Annotated in this window: 18 protein-coding genes; 3 read left to right on the forward strand and 15 right to left on the reverse strand. The window is 59.2% G+C overall.

Going from position 1 to position 19,900, the window contains the following annotated elements; genetic code table 11:
* Nucleotides 1–264 precede the first annotated feature (264 nt).
* From H7847_RS04360 to H7847_RS04410, 11 genes are all read right to left on the reverse strand, one after another.
* Nucleotides 265–519 carry a hypothetical protein gene (locus H7847_RS04360; RefSeq protein ID WP_227268168.1) on the reverse strand — a complete coding sequence of 85 codons (255 nt, stop codon included), beginning with the start codon at nucleotides 517–519 and terminating at the stop codon, nucleotides 265–267.
* 3 nt (nucleotides 520–522) lie between these two features.
* On the reverse strand, nucleotides 523–1,899 hold the full coding sequence (locus H7847_RS04365; RefSeq protein WP_227268169.1) for a hypothetical protein: 1,377 nt from the start codon (nucleotides 1,897–1,899) through the stop codon (nucleotides 523–525).
* A gap of 6 nt (nucleotides 1,900–1,905) precedes the next feature.
* Nucleotides 1,906–3,027: a branched-chain amino acid ABC transporter permease gene (locus H7847_RS04370; protein ID WP_227268170.1), complete on the reverse strand. Its 1,122-nt coding sequence runs from the start codon at nucleotides 3,025–3,027 to the stop codon at nucleotides 1,906–1,908.
* On the reverse strand, nucleotides 3,024–3,902 hold the full coding sequence (locus tag H7847_RS04375; RefSeq protein ID WP_227268171.1) for a branched-chain amino acid ABC transporter permease: 879 nt from the start codon (nucleotides 3,900–3,902) through the stop codon (nucleotides 3,024–3,026). The genes H7847_RS04370 and H7847_RS04375 overlap by 4 nt, the downstream gene beginning before the upstream one ends.
* A 3-nt stretch (nucleotides 3,903–3,905) precedes the next feature.
* Entirely contained in the window at nucleotides 3,906–4,619 is a 714-nt protein-coding gene (locus tag H7847_RS04380) for an ABC transporter ATP-binding protein (protein ID WP_227268172.1), read from the reverse strand.
* Complete coding sequence (locus H7847_RS04385; protein WP_227268173.1) at nucleotides 4,616–5,965, reverse strand: ABC transporter ATP-binding protein; 1,350 nt, start codon at nucleotides 5,963–5,965, stop codon at nucleotides 4,616–4,618. Before H7847_RS04385 ends, H7847_RS04380 begins: the two co-directional genes overlap by 4 nt.
* Before the next feature lie 20 nt (nucleotides 5,966–5,985).
* Entirely contained in the window at nucleotides 5,986–7,395 is a 1,410-nt protein-coding gene (locus tag H7847_RS04390; RefSeq protein WP_227268174.1) for an ABC transporter substrate-binding protein, read from the reverse strand.
* Nucleotides 7,392–8,093 carry a hypothetical protein gene (locus tag H7847_RS04395; protein WP_227268175.1) on the reverse strand — a complete coding sequence of 234 codons (702 nt, stop codon included), beginning with the start codon at nucleotides 8,091–8,093 and terminating at the stop codon, nucleotides 7,392–7,394. The genes H7847_RS04390 and H7847_RS04395 overlap by 4 nt, the downstream gene beginning before the upstream one ends.
* A complete protein-coding gene (locus H7847_RS04400; protein ID WP_227268176.1) occupies nucleotides 8,090–10,507 on the reverse strand; it encodes a LamG domain-containing protein in 2,418 nt (805 codons plus the stop codon). The genes H7847_RS04395 and H7847_RS04400 overlap by 4 nt, the downstream gene beginning before the upstream one ends.
* A gap of 39 nt (nucleotides 10,508–10,546) precedes the next feature.
* Complete coding sequence (locus H7847_RS04405) at nucleotides 10,547–10,975, reverse strand: hypothetical protein (protein WP_227268177.1); 429 nt, start codon at nucleotides 10,973–10,975, stop codon at nucleotides 10,547–10,549.
* Nucleotides 10,976–11,039: 64 nt separating this feature from the next.
* Complete coding sequence (locus H7847_RS04410) at nucleotides 11,040–12,764, reverse strand: flotillin family protein (protein ID WP_227268178.1); 1,725 nt, start codon at nucleotides 12,762–12,764, stop codon at nucleotides 11,040–11,042.
* A 320-nt stretch (nucleotides 12,765–13,084) separates the two neighbouring features.
* On the opposite strand from H7847_RS04410, the gene H7847_RS04415 reads away from it, so the two are divergent.
* Genes H7847_RS04415 through H7847_RS04425 form a run of 3 tightly spaced genes read left to right on the forward strand, consistent with a single transcriptional unit; the run spans nucleotide 13,085 to nucleotide 16,946 of the window.
* Nucleotides 13,085–13,756, forward strand: coding sequence for a response regulator transcription factor (locus H7847_RS04415; protein ID WP_227268179.1), 672 nt, complete (start codon nucleotides 13,085–13,087; stop codon nucleotides 13,754–13,756).
* A 20-nt stretch (nucleotides 13,757–13,776) separates the two neighbouring features.
* Nucleotides 13,777–15,711: an ATP-binding protein gene (locus tag H7847_RS04420; RefSeq protein ID WP_227268180.1), complete on the forward strand. Its 1,935-nt coding sequence runs from the start codon at nucleotides 13,777–13,779 to the stop codon at nucleotides 15,709–15,711.
* On the forward strand, nucleotides 15,711–16,946 hold the full coding sequence (locus tag H7847_RS04425) for an ABC transporter substrate-binding protein (RefSeq protein ID WP_227268181.1): 1,236 nt from the start codon (nucleotides 15,711–15,713) through the stop codon (nucleotides 16,944–16,946). The genes H7847_RS04420 and H7847_RS04425 overlap by 1 nt, the downstream gene beginning before the upstream one ends.
* A 286-nt stretch (nucleotides 16,947–17,232) precedes the next feature.
* Here the strand turns inward: H7847_RS04425 and H7847_RS04430 are convergent, their stop codons facing one another.
* The 4 genes from H7847_RS04430 to H7847_RS04445 all read right to left on the reverse strand — a co-directional run bounded on the left by H7847_RS04430 (nucleotide 17,233) and on the right by H7847_RS04445 (nucleotide 19,847).
* Nucleotides 17,233–17,994, reverse strand: coding sequence for an SDR family NAD(P)-dependent oxidoreductase (locus H7847_RS04430; protein ID WP_227268182.1), 762 nt, complete (start codon nucleotides 17,992–17,994; stop codon nucleotides 17,233–17,235).
* Nucleotides 17,995–18,007: 13 nt separating this feature from the next.
* Nucleotides 18,008–18,994, reverse strand: a complete 987-nt coding sequence (locus tag H7847_RS04435) for an acetamidase/formamidase family protein (protein WP_227268183.1) — start codon at nucleotides 18,992–18,994, stop codon at nucleotides 18,008–18,010.
* A gap of 96 nt (nucleotides 18,995–19,090) precedes the next feature.
* Nucleotides 19,091–19,555 carry a hypothetical protein gene (locus H7847_RS04440; protein WP_227268184.1) on the reverse strand — a complete coding sequence of 155 codons (465 nt, stop codon included), beginning with the start codon at nucleotides 19,553–19,555 and terminating at the stop codon, nucleotides 19,091–19,093.
* Nucleotides 19,548–19,847 carry a putative quinol monooxygenase gene (locus H7847_RS04445; RefSeq protein ID WP_227268185.1) on the reverse strand — a complete coding sequence of 100 codons (300 nt, stop codon included), beginning with the start codon at nucleotides 19,845–19,847 and terminating at the stop codon, nucleotides 19,548–19,550. The genes H7847_RS04440 and H7847_RS04445 overlap by 8 nt, the downstream gene beginning before the upstream one ends.
* Nucleotides 19,848–19,900: the final 53 nt, after the last annotated feature.

The following is a 19,900-nucleotide window of genomic DNA, read 5'->3' on the forward strand; positions in this document are numbered from 1 at the left end:
GAACGTGACGTATAGAGGTCTGATAATCATCACCGGGCCCGGCGGCGGATCTTTATGCGGTTTTCAACCGCGATGCCCTTTTTCGCTAAGATCACGTGAACGGTTGAATATGGCCCCATATAACAGGACATCGCTCTTTAGTTCTCCCAAATCCTGGATTGCGCCACCAGCTTTCATTTTGATATATCATGTTGTTTTTCTTGTCTGGTCAGGTACGCAAGCGCAGAATCCAATACTCGAAACCTAAGCCCATCTCAAATGCATCTATGTGTCATTATTCGACTCTTGTTCGCTTTGCCCTTCGAAATAGGCCAGCAACCTGCGCAAAAGGTCCGGATCCGAGAATTCTTGAGCAACATCTGCTTCCTGTCCTGCGCCGATGCGGTAGATGGCGATGACAAACCAGATGCCGAAAACAAAGATGATACCAGCCCAGAGGGCCTCGGCCCCGGCGATTGGCGCGACGGACGTGACGTCGGCAAGGCTGTTATCCCATTCGTTCACGGGACCTATGGACATGATCTAGGGCCTTTCCTGGAATTCTTCACGGACATAACGGTCTTCGCGCATATAGGCTGCGCTTGTCGTGTCCTCGACGTCCCGCAGCACCTCTAGATCGTGACCTACCAATTCCAGAGTACGATCAATGCGGAGGCCACCGGCATAGCGCAGAATGCGCGCCGCAATGTTGCCGGGAATGAAGCCAAGCACCCAGAACAAGATCATCGCTGCGGTGGTGTTGCCGAAGGGGTTGATATGCACATACGCTGGCACAGTTGAGACCGGGATGCCCCAGAGAAGTATTCCGGAAATGACCAGCCCCCAGAAACCGGAAAAGCCGAACAGAGCCACCGAGCCCGTCACATCGTCGAGGTTGAACTTGCGCTCGAGCCAATCCCGTGCGTTGCCGCAGACCCAGGCAAAGAACATGGCCAGAAGGACGGTTTGCAAGGGATTGAAGAAATCCGACGCCGGCAGGGTGCCGATCACGCTGGCGATGGTGAGGGTCATCGTTCGGGTGATATCGGCATGGGTCAGGATGGAGCCGATCATCAGGCCGCCCATCACGGCGGCGATAAGGTTGAGTACCTGACCAGCGGGATCGGTGGGGGCACCATAGACGGTGGCGGCTACATATTGCGTCACTTCGCCAAGCTGAACCGGGGCGGCCAGTTCGACTGAAGCCAGGATCATGCCGATGAGGCCCAACAGGAACAGCGTATGCCCAGCCAGAACGAGGCCCGCGCTGTTGGGGCCGATGCCATGGGTCTGCCCGCTGTCATCCACGCTTGCTATTCTCGGCCCGAGGATACGTAGCACCCCCAGCGCAAAACCGCCCGCCAACGTGGCGATCGTGGTGGCACCAACCGGGTCATGATAGCCCATTAGGGCAACCATCCAGCCACGTTCTGACCAGCCCCAGCCCACCGCCAGAGAACCGCAGAAGCCTGACAGAAGGGTCGCCAGCAACAGCAGACCACCGATCTTGATCCGCTCCAATACGGCCCCGGCCAGAATTACGCAGGCCAGCCATCCAAGCAGGACGAAGCGGATAAAATCCTGAGTGTCAGTGCTGAAGGCACCACTTTCAGTCTGGTGAAACCCTGGCCCCAGCCTGTCGCCCCAAGGCGCGGCATGCCATGCTGACTGGAATCCGCCAGTAAAGCCTGGCCCAGATGCAAAAGCGAAGGAAAACATCCAGCCGAAAAGGTAGCTGACCACGAAGACGAACGGGAACAGCAAAACCGACGCGCCGAGATTGGCAAAGCGGTTGCGGAAGCGGCCACAGCCCATCGTCACCAGGCTGAGACCCAGCGGGGCCATGAGCGCCAGCACCAGAGCCAGGATGCCGATCCCTTCGACAAGCAGTATACGCGTTGCAGCGATCTCGTTGTCCATAGCGGCCTACCCGTTGTTCCTTGCCGTGCCAAAGGGCGTCTTCTTGGGGTTGCGCAGGCGTTGATACTCGCGGAAGTCGAACCGTTCCTCGCCGCCCTCGGCCCCGTCTTCCCAGCGACTGCGCGGGCGCCAGCGGAAGATGTCATCGACCAGCCCAACGAGGCCACGTGGCAGAAAGATCATAACCAGCAGGATGATGAGCGACAGGCCCGCCACTCGAATCTGGCCGAAATCGCGTAAGGTGGTATCCACCAGCATCAGCGCACCCGCCCCCAGGATCGGCCCCCATTTGGTGCCGCGCCCGCCCACCACCATCATCGACAGCAGGAAGAGCAGCAGGGTGGTCGACAGCATATCGGGCCCGATGGTGCGCTGCACTCCGGCATAGACCCCTCCTGCCAGCCCGGTAAAAATCCCTGACAGGGCAAAAACAAGAAGCTGGCTGCGTACGCGGTCCACGCCACGTGCCTCGGCGCAAATCTGATTGTCCCGCAAGGCGCGGAAGGTGGCCCCGAGCGGTCCATAGATAATGAAGAGCGAAAACAGCATGCCCAGGATCAGCAGAACAAGGCTCAGATAGTAATCGCCCCAAATCCGGTACTTGAAGCCAAGCAGATCCCTGAAGCCGAAATCGCCGTATTGAATCAGCCCCTTGGAGCCGCCAGTGAAATTCAGGCAAAGCCTGCCCTGGTATATGAAGCATTCCACATCCGTGATGATCAGCGAGTACATCACCTGCGCGATGGCCAGGGTCATGATCGCCACGTAAGGCCCGCGCAGGCGCAGGTTGGCCGCACCGATGAGCAGGCTGGCAATCACTGCGGCCAGCGCACCGATCGGCAGGGCGGCCCAGAGGTTCCAGCCTGCGTAAAGCCCCATCATGCCCGTCGCGTAGCCGCCAACAGCAAACACCGCCATGTGAGCCAGCGAATAGACGCCCGCCACGCCAAAGACGAGGTTCCACTGTGTGACCACTGCCGCCCAGATGAAGAAAAGGGTGATCTGCGACAGAACGTAATTGCCCGGATCGAAAAGCGGGATCAGCACCGCGATGGTGACAAAACCGAGGCCGATCCAGAAATCGCGCCAGATCTCGCGCCGCTTGGCCTGTTTTGCAGAGCTGCTCATACCCTGTCCACCGTTGCTTTGCCGAAGAGCCCGTTCGGACGGATGATCAGCACCACGATCACCAGGCCCAGCATCGCCGGAAACCCGTAGCGCTGGCCGAATATGTACTGCACGGCGACCTCAAAGAGTCCCAAGACGAAGGCCATAAAGATGGCACCCCGCAGATTGCCCAGACCGGCAATGATGCAGATCACCAGCGCCTTAATCGTCGTGTCGAACCCGACCGAGGGGAAAAGCTGTGTCGCGCCCGTCACCAGCACACCCGACACCGCAGCAATGCCGCCCGCCAGCATCATCGCCTTGGCAAAAGCGCTGCGCGTGTTCACACCCATCAAGCGCGAGGCGGTCTGCTGCTGCGAGATGGCGCGGATCACGATGCCAAGCTTGGTGTGGGTAACGATGTAGAACACGACGATCAGCAGGATGATCGCGATCACAACGGTCAGGATCGTCTGATAGGGCAGAACGACGTCACCAATCCTCAAGCCACCCGACAACGCGAAGGGCTGGCGTTTGGCCGACGGCCCGGCGATGTTCAGTAACCCATTTTCCACAAGGGCCGCAATGGCGACCGTGGCGATGATGATATCGACACCGAATTCCTTGCGCTCGAACATCCAGCGCACCACAAGGTGATACATCAGGTAGCCGCTCAGCATGCCCCCAGCCAGCGCCAGTGGCAGCACGAAAATCCAGCTCGCGCCCAGCACCGTCATGCACCAATAGGCCAGATAGCCACCAATGGCGATGAACCCGCCATGGGCGAGGTTCATCATGCCCATCGTGCCCCAGAGCAGCGACAGGGCGATCGTTCCCACGGCATACATAGCCCCAAGGGACAGGCCGCTGATAAGGATTTGCAGGAAGATGTCCATGGATCAGGTTCCCAGATAGGTGGCGATCAGATCGCTGTTGCGGCTTAGCTCGCCCGGGGTGCCGTTCCAGACAAATTCTCCGTTATCCATCAGATAGATGTGGTCGGCGATCCCTTGCAGCCTGACGGGGTTTTCCTCGACAATCAGCAAAGTTGGCGAGACGCTGCGCAGCTTGGCGAGCACGTCATAGACCATGTCGATCACCTTGGGGGCCAGCCCCAGCGATGGCTCGTCGATCAGCACGACTTGGCCCTCGCTCATCAACCCACGTCCGATCCCCAGCATCCGCCGCTCGCCCCCCGACAGGGTCCGGGCGATCTGCGGGCGGCGTTCGGCCAGACGCGGAAAGAGGTCATAGACCCGCTCCAGCCGGCGCTCAATTTCGCTGCGGCCTTGCGCCAGATATCCACCCATGAAGAGGTTTTCCTCGACAGTCATATCGGGAAACACCAAATCGCCCTGCGGGATCTGCACCAGCCCCTGTTCCACACGGCCATGGGCGGACAGACCGTCCATCGAAATGCCACCCATAAAAACCTGCCCCGAGGTGACCGGCACCAACCCGGACAGCACCTTCAAAAGGGTCGATTTGCCATGCCCGTTCGGCCCGATGATGCCGACAACCTGGCCTTCCTCGATGTCGAGAGAGACATTGTGGAGCACCTGCCTGCGCCCGTATCCGGCGGTCAGATTCGAGACCTGCATCGCATGGGTCATTGTGCCTGCCCCCCATCAGGGTTCGGCGATCTGTTCAATGCGATGTCCCACATCAAGGCTGCGCGGAGCGCTTTTAGGTCTTCGTCGCTGAGCGACTGGCCATCCTGCGCATCGATCAGGCGGCGGGCGGCGGTTTCGATGAGATCGGCGCGGCGTTGTTCAAGACCTTTCAGGGCCTCGGGCTTCGGCGGTTTGACCCGTGTCTCGTGAGCCTCGTCCAGCATCCGTTCCAAGAGCTCGAAATGCTGCTTCAGCGGCGCTCCCTTGGCCCGGGCCTCCAGCAGCCCACGCGCGGCCCGGGACACCCGGGTGGATTTCTCTTCCGCCGACCGGGCCTCCAGCAACTTTTGCAGGCTCAGATAGTCAATTGGGTAGAGCTTGCCGCTGCGATGCATTCGTAAGACCTGACGCGCGGCCTTGGTCACATCGTCGGACCACTTGTCGCTGATCTCGTCCTCACCGGGGTCGGTGAGCACGGTGTCTATGGCTTCTGCGTCCTGCCCATTCCCTTTTTTCTTGTATTGCGCTGAGGCCCCGTGGCCCAAATAGACCTCAACCACCTTAGTGTCCTCGGTCAGCCCTTCGGCGCTGCCCTGATAGAGCTTCTCGCCGTAATTCATGATCATGACTTCATCAGAGAGGCCAATGAGGAACCGCATCACATGTTCGATCAGGATCACCGACATGCCGCGGGTCTCGGTCAGGTGGCCGATCAGATTTTCGACATGGCCAATCTCGCGTGGGATCAAGCCACCCACGGGTTCGTCAAGCAGCAAGAGCTTCGGTCGCGTTGCGATGGCCGAGGCGATCATCAGCAGCTTCTGCTCCATCAGGGTCAGAGAGGATACGATGGCGCCCTGCCGGTCCTGCAACCCCACAAGTTCAAGCGCCTCAAATGCATCGTGTTGTTCGCCCTGACGAAACACCACTGAGGGGATTTCATGAGGGTCATGACCGTGATGAGTGGAGATCAGCACATTCTCCAGCACGGTCATCGTCTCAAACGCGGCGTTCAGCTGAAAGGTGCGGGCGATCCCGGCATGGCAAATCTCATGCGGTTTCTTCTGGGTGATCACCTGCCCGTCAAACAGGATTTCGCCGCTATTCGCGGGCTGCACGCCGGAAATGACATCGAACATCGTTGTCTTGCCCGCGCCATTCGGCCCGCCGATCCCAAACACCGTGCCGGGGGAGATGTCAAAACTCATCTTGTTGACGGCAACAAGGGCCCCGAAAGACTTGGTCACACGCCGCACAGACAACAGCGCTGGCGCGCTGCCGTCGTCTGACGTGGTGGCCACCCTGTGCAGCGACAGGTTGGCAAGTCCTTTCCGGGGCCATGGCATGTTTGCGTATCCCCCAGCCCTTAGGTGAACCAGGGCGGCAGAATGAAATTGCCGTCTGTATAGGGTTCGGGATAGATCACCACCGGCGGTTTGGTCTTGTCCTGGATCTGCTGATGCAGATGCGGGTGGCCGAGCGACGGATCGCGCGTGTAAGTGGGATAGGGAAGCGTCGCCTGGAACTCGGGGTGGTACCAGTAGGATCCGGTCGGCCCGCGGAACGTGAACCGCTTAAGCGCCCAGGCGATCTTGCGGTTCTGATCGTAATTGCCCGGCTCGCCCGTGCCCCCGGCCACGGCAGCTGCCATCGCGTAGTGATGCATCGGACCGTAGGAAAGCGCTCCGGGCTGCGGATCACTGTCCTCACCGTATTTGGCCGCATGCGCCTCTACATAGGGCTTCGCAAAATCATCCGGCAGCAGACCGTCGACCGACCCCGTCAAGGCCCCGACCGAGGCGTCGCCCGCAATGTCGCGGAAGTCTTTCTGCAGCGCGCCATACTGGTAATAGAACAGACTGTTGGTCGGGTTTTCCACGAATTGCAGCTGACATTGCGCGATATCACCGGCAAAGAAATGCGTATTGGCAATCGCCGCCGGATCGACCTGACGGACCTTGGCCAGAACCGGACCCCATTCGGTCGTGGGGGTCTGGACAACCTCGGAAAACGCTACCTCGAAGCCTTTCTCGACAGCGGCTTCCTTCATCGCATCGGCAATCACGATCGAATAGGGAATCGAGCCAACGATGATCGCAATCTTGTTGTTGGGCGGTGTCCATACGCCCGCATCCCGCAGATCGGCCAGCATGGTGATGTAGCCGCCACCATACCAGTATTCCGCAGGGTCAGCCATGAAACAACCGAAATAGCGGTCAGGATCAGAGGCGACCGTTTCATGATGTTGGATTGCCGTGTTTACATGCATGTAGATGATGCCCGCATCGGCAATCGGTTCGTACTCGGCATCGTTTGGTCCGATATTGTAGCCATTGATAATGGCATGGACCTCGTGGCGGTCGATCAGGAAGTTCGCTGCGGCGACAACCTCGGAGGCGCTCATATTCTTGGTGTCCACGTAATGCGGTTCAAGCGGGCGACCCAGAATGCCGCCGTAATCGTTGATCTCTTCAATCGCCAGTTCAACGCCGCGCTTGTATCCCTGCCCGTCAGTGGCTGCCGCGCCTGTCAGCGGATACATCGATCCGATCGGGATGGGCTCGTTTGATTGCGCTTTGGCTTGGCTATTCATCAGCGCCAGCGCGCCCATGCCCAGAACACTGCCGCCGCCCAATTTCAGCAGATTTCGGCGCGCATCGTCGAAGAGCTCATTGCCGTCCGAGGTTTCAGCAAGCCTGGCCTTGCCGTCCTTAGTCGCCGCCAGCTCCGCCGTGTTGTGAGACCGATTGACCTTTGGCCAAAGTGGGTTCGTCATTTTCCTTCCTCCTTGTTGCTGGCCGCCTTTTTGCTGGTGGCCTGAGTATTGAGAGCGGTCGGGTCACCCGCCGCCTCTTTTTGTGTCTGTCCTGTCTGCTGGTTCTTCTTGGGCCTGGCAGACCGGGAAAATCCGGACAAGCGGGCATTGTACTCCCGCTCAAGCGCGATGGTTTCGGCGGTCCGGCGTTCGACCGGATTGCCGACCGGCATTTCGCCCGCAAGCCGGATCGCACCGGGGTTCTGCAGGCGCAGCTCGGCAGCCTTGTTCACGGCCTCATCCTCGGTCTCGAAGACCAGATCCGAAAAGAGCTGCAGCGGATGTACCGTGTCAGCCCGCAGCTGGCCCACCGCCCAGGCGATTTTCTCCTGCACGCAGACCACCACGTACCACCCCTTGACAGCACCCGGACGATATCCGTTCAGCTTGTAGAGCACCTGAGCGAAGTCGGCGAAATCACCGAGCCCGACCGGCATGCAGGCCTCGGCGCTTTCCATGGCGTTGGGGTCCACCTCGTCCGAGCGGACCCAGATTTGGCTGCCCTCGGGGAAGGATCCGGCGCTGGTCAGATCGAATGCCCCTTTGCCCTTATAGGCATGGTGCACCCACCAGAATTCGTCTTTGGTAGCGTTCAAATCCTTGACCAGCAGGTCCTTGGGGCGGACGGTCTTGTCGGGTTGGTTTGGGGTTGCACTCATGGCAAGGGCCCTTCCTTCACGAACCCGTCGATCACGTTTTCCATAATCTGCGAGACGTTGTTGTCGTAATTATTGTGACTGAGAGAGCCACACCAGGTCATTGATCCAACAGAGAAAACGGCACCGTCATTGGGCGTTTTATAATACACGATGTCGGCACGAGTATTGGGGTTATTCTCACCCGTCCCGGCTGAGAAATAGCCGCGTGCGTGGAAGGTTGATTCCTCAGACACAGTCACGAACATGTCGTTATGCCCTTCGGAATGCGCCAGCAGATAGGCACGATGCGGTGTGCCCAACTCAATATCGTAGCGGTCAAGCTCCAGTCCGGCCGCCCCGTCCCCGATCAAGCCGAAGTTCCCGATGGGTTCGTCGAGGCCGACGCCTTCCATAATCCACGAACACTCGGGCAATTCACTGTCGGGCGCACGCCGGTAATAGGACGAGTAGGTCAACCCGAAGCTGGTGAAGGACACGCCCAGGAGCTTGGACATGGCGCGCCCGCGCACCCGCCACAGCCCGCCGTGTTTGCCGTCAAAGGCGTTGCAGTACTCACCCGGCGCGATGGTCCAGGCGCGGGTGCCATTGTCGCCCTTGCGTACCTCGATGATGTTGGAATTGTCGGGATGGGCTGCGGTGATCCAGTAGAACCCGTTCGCAGCCAGATACATGAAGCGGCCCCCCTGCATCTGATAGTCGTGGTAGGCGTCCATCATCTGTTCGGTGGGGTATTCGGGGTGGTGCGGTGTCATCACCACCCGATACTTGTTCAAAAGCTCCACACCTTCGGCCTGCAGGTCCTGATCGCAATGGATATCGACCGGGTAATCCTTCTGATCCAGCCAATCGACCAAATGCAGATCCGCATTCAACTGCCACAGGGAGGGGGACAGAATGTGAATGTATTTGGGCCGCATGTTCAGAATTGGCCGAAGGCGTGAAGAGACGTTGACACCCCACCCGTCACGATAATGTGCATAGGTGCCAAGGCCATAGCCTTTCTCCTGATTGAGCAGCAGGTCTTCGGGCTGCAAGAGCGGCACGCGGCCCGTAAGAAGTTGGGCAATCACCGAGTTCACAGACAGGTTGTCATTGGCATAGGCCATATAGCTGAAGGTCGGGATGATCAGGGCGATCTTGGCACCCGACCCCTCTTTCGGCGGACGCACGAAGAAGGGGATGTAATCCTCGGTCTCGGGGCTGGCGATCCGGTTGACGCGCATCCGGGCGGCATAAACGCCACTGGGCAGCCCTTGCGGCACGGTGAAGGCAAAGGATTCTTCCCACCGGGCATCATCAACGCTTTCGTCGTGGAAATGGATGGCGCCGAATTCCTGCGGACCATGTTTGAAACTCATGTAATCCGAGGACCAGTTGAACCCAGTCACCCCGCGCACCGGCATGTTGATGCCCTGCCCGTGTTGCAGGCAGAGGCTCTTGTCGATGATCGTGGGCGAGGCGGCATTTTCCGATATATTGGCCGCAAAGTCCCAGGCACCGATCACCGCCGCACGCAACTCATTACCGACATTCTCCAGACCTGGCGCACCCAACAGCAACTCGATCTCCGCATCGCTCAGCGCGCGTTTGGCCAGTTTGGGCCGTTCAATCTTGCCGTTGAAATTCAACGTGTTGACCGGAATTTCAATCGGCTCATGCACGTCCTTGAAATGCGCACCACCAATGAACCGGCCCGAACGGGCCTTTTGACTGGCCGCCGCCATCAGGAAGGGTGCGTCATTGGCCGCGGGCCCGCCCATATGCGACGAGCCGCGATAGGCGCCTTGCGTGTCGTCCAGCGGATGCAGCATCGACATGCCATGCCCGCCATTCGTGTTGGTGAGATAGGGCCGCTGCGCGACGCGCACTTCGCCTGTCCTGGCATCGTAAGTCGCCGACACCTTATACCAGACCTTGCGGAACAGCGGTTTGCCGGTTGAGAATTCCTCAACCCGACCCGTGCCATGGCCGATGCGCAGGCTCAGCTCGCCATGTTCGTTGATGAAGAGGCCATAACCCGTCTGCGCCGCGTCATCCCATTTCGACAGGATCGCCTGAGGACCCACCTCGACCCCTTCGATGTCCACATAGGGCGTGGTGGGATAGATATAGGCGCAAAGCGTAAAGCTGCTGACGTTCAGGATCTCGTTATGCGGCACCAGGATATAGCTGCCGGCATGCATCGGCTGGTTCTTGCCGGGATACATGTCGCTGACATGGGTATGGATCAGCTCTTCCTTATAGCCTGGTCCTTCAGGGTTGGTGTCGCCATGGATCAGGCGAACGATGTCGGCCTGAAACGGCTCGTTGTACTCCGAATGTACGTGAAACCGGATGGTCTCGCCCGGGCGGGCGGAAAACCGGTCTGAATAGCCGGTGATCTGCAGCAGATGGTCTTGAACGTCTTGTGTCACTTTGACTTCCTGTAATCTTGTCGTGCGGGGGGCCGCCGATCACATTTCGATGCCGTAACCGGCCAGAAAAACTTCGAGCCGCTTGAGAAAGATTGCGTGTTCCGCATCCTCTCGGGTTGGGTAGGTTTCAGCCGATATCTCGACACGCCCGCCGCGCTGGCCGGGCAGGAAGCCGATGGCGTATTCTTCCCACGGTTTGACTTCGACGATGGTGTGTTTGCCCCGCATCGGCACGGTTCTGAGCTTGTCGATCAACTTGGTGAGCACATCGGAATACATCGGCGCAGGCTCCCCCGGTTGGGTGGCGGCGTAGACCGGCAGCGCACGGTGTTCGGCGATGATGGCGGCCCGCCCTTCCGGGTCGAGAAGCGTCGGCAGCACATACATCCGCATGTCGTAATCATCGACCGCCGCGAAACCATAGTTTCCCTGCAGGGCCGTCTTGGGGTCTTTGTGCTTTCGTGCCATGCTCGTGCTCCTGAAGCGCATCCGGTTAAGTTCTGCTCTCCCCCGGAAAGCTATCTAGCTGATTTCAAATACGTTTCTTAGGACCAATTGGTTTGCCTGATGCCAGTGACGACTTGCCCGAAACCAGGCTTGTCAAGGTTTCGCTACCCTGGACCAGGCCTACCTCTTGGATCAGGCTGTCCAGGATCGGCGCATGGGTGCGGTAGCGCAGCGCACCTGACACCGCCCGGTCCACCAGATTGCCATCGTCACCCCCGGCGGGCCGACCCGCACCTGATCCGTCATCGCCATTACCGGATGTGGTGCTTTCACCATTGAGCCCGCCCACATCGATGATCTTGATGCCGTCGATGTTCTCGATTGGTTTGACGCTTTCGCGAATGATGTCCGGCAGCGCCTTGATCGTGTCGAGCTTGACCTGCATGTCAACCTGCTCGGAAGATAGGATATTGGCAGCTTCGTTGATCCGCTGTCGGCCTTCGGCTTCGGCCAGACGCCGAACACGCTCGGCAGCGGCCTCGGCATTGGCAATGACTTCCTTGGCGCTGGCCAGGTCCTGCGCGGCGAGCTTCTCAGCTTGTGCCGCGATCTTCGTGGCAATGGCCTTCTCCTGCGCGACGCGCTGTGATTTCAGCTCAGCCACCGCTTTCTCGCGCTCGGCCCGCGCCACCTCGCGGGCAGTATCGACCTGCTCCTCGGCGGTGGCTGCCTTGGCCTCGGCCGAGCGTGTGGCCTCCGAGACCTTGGCGCGTTCCTGCTGCTTGGCCAGCAGAGCGATCTCGCGTTCCTGCTCGGCGATTTTGAGGGCGCGCTGACGGTCAATCTCCATCACTTCTAGTGTCTTCGACTTCTCAAGCTCGGCTTCACGGAGAGTGCGTTCGGTGGCGATCCGTTCCATCGAAACGGTCTGCTCTGATGCCAGGCGCAGCTTCTCGACAGTCTCGGTCTCAGCGATTTCCGCTTCGGAGGATTGCCGCGTGCTTTCCGCCTGCGCCTTGGCGATGTCGGCCGCTTGGGAGGCGCGGCGCTGCGCGATCTCATAATCGGTCTGCATCCGCGCGTATTCGGACTGACGCTTAACCTCCAGGCTCTTCTCTTCCGCCGCCAGGTTGGTCTGTTCGATCTTCAACTCGGACGCGCGTTCGATCTCATTGCGGGTTTTGCGGCTTTCCTCGGTTTCCCGGGTGATCTTGATCAGGCCTTCGGCGTCAAACGTGTTGTTGGGGTCGAAATACTGCTTCTCGGTCTGATCCATGTTGGAGAGGGAAACGGATTCCAGCTCCAAACCGTTCATCGTGACCGCACCGTGGATCATCTCGGCCACCCGATCAGTAAAACCCTTTGCATCGGAATGCAGCTCGTCCAGCGTCATCTCCGCAGTGGCGGCGCGCATGGCATCCACGAATTTACCGCTCATCAGCTCCTGAATGGATTGCGGATTAAGCGTGCGCGGGCCGAGGGTCTGTGCGGCCAATGCAACGCCTTCCCTGGTCCCGGCGACACGGACGTAGAACGCGGTTTCTATGTCCACGCGCATCTTGTCTTTGGTGACGAGCCCCTTCTCGCGGGCGCGCTCCACGACGAGCCGCAGTGTGGACATGTTCACTGGCGTGGTTTGATGGATGATCGGGATGGCCAGCGCGCCACCGGTCAGAACGATCCGCTCACCGCCAAAACCGGTTCTGACAAAGGCCACGTCTTTGGAACTGCGCTGATAGAATTTGGCATAGATCACGATGAGGATCAAAAGGATGACCAGTCCGATGAGGACCATGTTTGCCGTGATCATAAGTTTTCCCCGTTGTTTTTGCCGCGCGGTGCGTCCGTTGGCCACACCAGATTTGCGGATGAGCCCAACGATTCGAGTTATGAAATTTTGTTTACTATGAGTAATCATTTTGACTAGTCAAGCGCGATAAAGTGACGCGAAACCTTGAAAGCGTGTCAAATTCGAGGAATTTTCCGTTCGAAAGTGCTTAGTTATAGCGATTTAAACTAAACAATACGTGGTGTCGAAAGTTGCCGGCTAACTTGCTTCCGGTTGCCGGAATGCCCAAATCAACTTAGAAACACGGAAAATGTCAGTTTGTAGTAATCGAGAGCGGGTTCATGAAAATTCTCTTTGCGGATGACCATTGGATCGTTCGGGCGTCTCTGCGGCATGTTTTTGAACGCCTTGGCATCAAGCTCGAAGCGTTGGAGGCGGGCAGCTATCAGGAGGCCATGGAGCTGCTTGAGGCAGAGGCCTCGGTCGGGCTCGTTGTCGTTGACCTGATCATGCCCGGGTTTCATGACTTTGAGGGTTTACAGGTGCTTCGGGCAACCTACCCCGAGATTCCCGTCATCGTTCTATCGGTTCATGAAGACCGTAAATCCGTTATGCGCTGCATCGAGCTTGGCGTGGTTGGATATGTGCCCAAAACCACAGATGCCAAGGAGCTGTCCCGTGCGTTTGAGCGGGTACTGGCAGGCGATGTTTACTTCCCGCGCGATATCCTCGCCCGCGATATTCCGGTCGAGGTTGAAGGGGCCGCAGCGTCAATCCAGGACCGGGTGGGTGTGGACTGGAAAGTTCTGACCAGCCGCGAAAAAGAAGTGATGTCCTGGCTGGGGCGCGGCATGTCTGACGCCAAGATCGCCGATATCCTACGGCTCAGCCCGAACACGGTGCGCGTTCATGTGAAGAACATCATGAAGAAGCTTGGCCTGTCTGACCGCGCGGAGACAATCCACTTCGCCGTTACGAATGTCCGGAACCTTCTGCCGGATAACGCGGAGTGAACGCGCCGGAAGGGAACAGTATGGCATTTGAAATCCCGGTTACGCCAAACACGGATCGCTATGCCATCGCTGCGGGCCTGCTGAATTGCTTTTCCTACGCGGTTCAATTCAGGAATGACGCGCCCACACTGATCTGGCATTCCGGCACATTGAGCAACCTGACAGTGCCACCCATCGTGCTGCACGCCAATCCAAACAACACGATCAAAATTGCCGATGCCGACGTAAAGCGGTTCGAAGACCATATCGACCGACTGACAACGGGCAATAAATCCGAAGTTGAGTACCGCCTGATCCTGGCCGATGGCAGTTTGCTCTGGTTAAGAGAGGCGGCCACGCCCATTCACGGCCCCCAGGGCAACGTGATGGAGATCGTCGGCTCCATTCAGGACATCTCCAAGACACGGGCGCCGGCAGGCGGCGGCACTGATGAGGGTCTTTTCCGCAAGGCTTTCCACCAGTCAGAGTTTGGTCTAGCGATCTGGGATGCCGAGGACTGCCTCGTGACGTGGAATCCCAAATTCGAAGAGCATTTCCTGGCAGTGGCAGCCATCCTCTCGCCGGGTATGACAAGCGAGGCGTTCTTCGATGCGCTTGCGGCGAACAAGGAGATATACTCAGGCAGTGAGCCCGAACTTTGGGCGAAGCAGCAGCTATCTGCCCATCGCGGAGGCCGCTCTTCCGAGTTGACCCTGCCGGACGGGCGTTTTTTCGCAATGAACGAAAGACCGATTGCGCGCGTCGGCTGCGTCACAATCGTCAATGACGTATCCTCGCAAAGACGGGGTGAACGGGCACTGCAACAAGCACGGGAATTGGCGGAACTGGCCAATGCCACCAAGTCCCGTTTTTTGCGCGCGGCCAACCATGATTTGCGCCAGCCTTTGGCGACCATCAAGATCCTGACCTACAACTGCATCGAGGAAGAGGATATCAGCAAGACACAGGAGATGCTGCATGCGATTGATGTCTCCACCAGCATCATGGAAGATATTCTGAGCGTCTTGCTGCAGGTGGGCCAACTTGACGCGGGCAAGGTCGTGCCTATGGTAACCAATTTCCAGATCGCACCCTTTCTGGAGCGGGTTCGTACGCAATTCGAGTCTCAAGCCAGAGAGAAGGGCCTTGAGCTCCGCATCATTTCAAATCAGGCAACCATCCAGAGCGACCACGCCATGCTGGAACGGATCGTCAGCAATTTCGTGGCCAATGCGATCCGCTACACCGCTCAAGGCAGAATTCTCGTCGGCTGCCGCAAGCGGGGCAACACGCTGCGGATCGAGGTGCATGACACGGGCTGCGGGATAAAACGCGAAAACCTCAGCAGTATCTTTGAGGAGTTCTTTCAGGTCAGGGCCAGGGAGGAATCCAAGAAGATGGGTCTTGGGCTGGGCCTGAACATTGCCGCACGCATGGCACAGATGTTAGAGCATAAGATTTCCGTGGACTCAGTGCCTGGCAAAGGGTCGGTGTTCTCGATCGATGTCCCACTCGGCAATGTCTGGCAAAGCGATATCGGTGTGCCCGAAGTGTCCGAGGCGATTGGTGGCCAGTTCGCGGGCATTTGCGCCATCGTACTGGAAGACGATGACATCCTGCGCGGCACCATCAGCACGCTGCTGGAGCGCTGGGGTATAGAGGTCACCAGCACGGAAAGCCGCGCCGCATTTGACCGGCTTGTCGTCGACACAAAGTTAGAGGCCGACATCCTCCTGGCCGATTACAGGCTTGGCGTTAGCGACACCGGCACACAAGCCGCGAAAGACCTGTCGCAGCTCTATGGACGCCCGGTTCCGACGGTGATCATGACCGCCGATACCGACCCCAAACTGGTTGAGGAGATCAAGGCAGACGGCTTTCCGCTCCTGATCAAACCCATCAGCCCACCGCAGTTACGCGTACTGATGCACAACCTGCTGTTCGAACCCGACCTGCTCAACATACAAGGCTCCTGATGTCCCAGAATCCCCCGATACCCATCGGTTCCATGTTGCCTCTGTCCGGGCCATCCGCTGCGGACGGGGGCGAGTTCCATCACGGCACCCGGCTCGCCGTTGAAGAGGTCAATGCAAGCGGTGGCATCTGTGGTCGGCAGATTGAGTTGATCCCCATCGATACCTGCACGCAGACAGCCGGAGAGGTTATTTCGGCCGCCCAAAAGCTCATTCACGAGCACGGCGTGCACGCCATCATCAACGGCTACAATATCGGCCCACAAAACTCGGAATACGACCTGATAGCCGATGCAGGCATCATCTATATTCACCACAACACATCGCTTCAGCATCACGATACCGTCGCGAGTGATCCGGACCGCTATTTCGGCTGTTTCATGGGAGATCCCGCCGACTACTGGTATGGTCAGGGCTTCATCAAGTTCATCTCATGGCTACGCGACACCGGCGGCTGGACACCGCACAACAACCGGCTGGCGATCATCTCGGGTTCCAAGCCTTACTCCATCGTGGTGGCCAATGCGATGAAGTCGGTGGCCAAGGATTTCGGCTGGAACCTGGTTTTCGGCCCCGAGATTGTTCAGACGCCCACAACCAATTGGCGCGATGTACTTAACAGGGTGCGCCCGCTCGATCCCGCGGTTTTGGCGAACACGCATTTCTATGCGGTGGATCTGGCCGCCTTTCAAAAGCAATTCATGGAAAGCCCAATGAACGCGCTGGTCTATCTGCAATATGGCGCGATGCACCAGACCTTTCGCGAGATGACCGAGAAGGACGGCGAAGGCATCGTCGTGGGCACGGTCATCGGCCTGCTTGATGATGAGGCCGGTCGCGCTTTTGCCGCGCGTTACCATGCGAGGTTCGGCGAGAATTCCACGCCGTTCGTGGGGTGCCTTCCCTATAGCTCGGTGCATCACTACGCGATGGCTGCGTCGTTGGCGGGCGGCACAGGCGGCCCTGGTGATTTCGACCAGAACCGTCGCATCGCGGCCAAGCTGCATGACACCATTTATCGCAGCGTCGCAGGCACGATCAATTACCATCCGGTCTGGCAATCAGCGATCCCGTTTCCTGATGCAACATCGGACCCGTCTCTGGGTGTCCCCCATCTGTTCTATCAGATCCAGGATCACAAGGCCCCTCTGACACTGATCGCACCGGAGCCCTACAACAAAGGGAGATACAAGGCACCACCGTGGATGTTGAGCGTCGCGCGAACCGACGGCAGCTGAAAGCGAAGCCATCTCCGATGGGTAAAGAAACAAAATCCAGTTTTGTCGAAGCTGTATCTTGTCCTGAACATATTGATGGCCGAATTGGCAGCCTCACTATAAGACGCCTATGTGGGCGTTATACTGGTGACATCAGTCTGAATGAAGCCGCCGTCACTTTTGGTGTCCAGGTTCCCGAACCAGATCGCCGGGAGAGGCCGTCGCTCAAATCCATTTCTTTGTAAGCTGGCCCGCCTCGCGGTTTATCTCCATCCGCACCGAACCGCCGCAGGTCAGTGCTGCCGCGTCACAGTTGAACGCCTTTGGTCAACGCCCCATCAATCACCAGGTTGGTTCCCGTCGTAAAGCTGGAACAGGGCGCCGAGAGGAAGGCGACGCCGGTGGCGACCTCCTCGGGCGTGCCCATGCGACCCATGGGGTTCAGCGACATGGCTTCGGCAAAAAGCTCCGGATTGCCTTCCTCAATCTGCGCCCAGATGCCGCCGGGGAAATAGGTGTTACCGGGGGAGACGGTATTGGCCCGAATGCCCTGCCCCGCCAGCTTGTAGGCCAGACCCTGCGCGTAATGCACCAGCGCGCCCTTGAACGCGCCGTAGGCCGGGCCGGTGAAGTCGATCTCGCGCCCCGAGACCGACGAGATCAGCGTGATCGCCGCGTGATCGGATTGCTCCAGCCAGGGCATCGCCGCGTTCACCAGCCGCACGGAATGCATCATGTCCGTCTCGAACCCCGCCTGCCAGGCGGCCTCGTCATCGCTGACGGCGAGTGCCGAGACATTGGCGATCACGATGTCGATGCCCCCCAGCGCCGCTGCGCTGTCGCTGACCCAGGCCTCCAGCGCATCCTTGTCGGCCACATCCACCGGTGCCCCAAAGCAAGCAGTGCCATGGGTTTTAAGGCTCTCGACCACCGTGTCAATCTCGGCCGCCTTGCGCGCGCAGATCGATACATTTGCGCCCTCGCGCGCCATCAGGTCGGCGCAACGCTGCCCGATGCCCTTGCTGCCGCCGGTGATGAGGACATTCAGCCCCTTCAGTCCCAGATCCATTGTCGTCTCCTCTTCAAACCAGATAGCGTTTCAGGATCGAGGCCCCGACCGAGTACTTCGGATCGACCATATTGCCCAGGCGCACCTTGCCGCACATGGTCAGCAGCATATAGGCATCCTCCTGCGATTGGCCGGTCTGCGCCGCGACCCATCGTACCAACTCCCGGTAGGCGATGCGCGAGGCATCCTCCAGCGGGCGGGCGCTGCCGATGAACATCATCGCCTCTTCCGTCTCCAGTTGCGGCCAGGTATTGCCATATTCCTTGATGAGGTCGATCTGCAAGACCACCGTGGCCGGAATCTCCAATGCAACCCCACAGAGCTCGCCATCTCCCTGGATCGCATGGCAATCGCCCACGTAGAGGTAGCCGCCGGGCGTGTTCACCGGCAGGTAGATGATCGCCCCCGGCGCCACATCCGGCAGGTCCATGTTGCCGCCGTAGTAGTCGGGCTGCAGCGAGGAGATCGCCTCGATCTCGGACGCTGTTCCGATGGTGCCGATGAAGGGTTCGTAGGGCAGCGTCAGCGTATCGGACCAGTGCACGCCTGCGTCATCGACCACGACCTTCTTTACGATCTCCGGCAAAGGGGCGTTCAGCATCGCGGTCTGGCCGGTGGAGACAAGCCCGCCGAATTCCGGGATCAGGCAGGTGGTGCCCACCGGCTGCGGCCCGCGCGGACTGACGGAGATGATCCGTACCGCCAGCGCGTCGCCCTTTTCCGCGCCGCGCACATGAATGGGTCCCGACTGCGGATTGAGGAAGGGAAACTGCAAAATGTCGGACGGTTTATCAGCTTCACTGCGGATCTTGCCTTCAAAGGCGTCATGGGTTTCCACCGTGACAACGGCACCGGGATCGATCTCCAGCACCGGATCGGCATAGGGGCCGTAGACATAGTGAAACGTCTTCTGATCTTCGATTGTCAGGCTGTGCGCCGCCCCGGCAACCCCTGCCGCGACGCCCTTTTGGCCCATGATCGAGTGTTTAAGCCAGTCCATAGGCCCGCCTCTCCTGCTTGGTCATCATACCATCATACGCCTGCGAATTGCGCCCGTCGACAGGACCATCGCCGCGCGGCGATCTCTCGCGCGCTCTCACCCGGGCTCCATGGGAAAACGTTCCCCCGCCAAAGGCGCCCGATCGGGCAGCCATGTTTCGTGAATGTAGGACCATGCAACACCAAGCGGCGCCGCGTCATCGGCCGTATAGAGCGCCGTTGACAGCCTGGCAGAGCTCTGATCGCCCAGATCATGCCATTCCTCGTAGCTGACCAGCGCGTGGTCCTCCCACTGCTGCAGTACGACGGTATTTTCGACGCGGATCACGAAGGCATCGCCTTGTTCTGCTAACACGCCGTGCGTGGCTTCGAACTCGCTGAGCAGTGCGGCACGTTCCGTGACGGTGCCAAGCGGGCTGACAACGCGGCAAGGGTCGGCCAAAGCGTCGGCAAAAGGCGCAAAACCCTGCGCGGTGCGTGGCAGTGTGCCCCGCAACCAGTCCTGCAAAAAGACGTGCAGCCGGCTGGCCTCCTCGACGCAGCGCCCGGCGAAATCATCCATGGCCCGTGACCTCGCGACAGGTATGTAGCACCGCTTCGCCCTCGATCAGCGCCTCGGCCCGGGCAAAGAACCGCGCGACGGCCTCCGATCCATTGTGAAGATCCTTGGCGGCTTCCGTCGCGAAACGCTCGTAGGTGGTGAAAACAGCGGGGTCATCGAGGCTCTGTGACACATGGAATCCAATCGTATCCGGCTCATGATCTATCACATGGGCCGCCACGTCGAGCAGGGCGTCGCGCAACCCGTTCTCCTGCCCCGCTTTCGCGCGGATGATGGCCGTGATGGTGATCATAAGGGATCTCTGCCGGTGCCGGAACGGAGCCAACCACCGTGGTGGCCAGCCCC

It is taken from the genome of Roseobacter weihaiensis (genome assembly GCF_020622345.1).
GTDB classification, from domain to species: Bacteria; Pseudomonadota; Alphaproteobacteria; order Rhodobacterales; family Rhodobacteraceae; genus Roseobacter; species Roseobacter weihaiensis.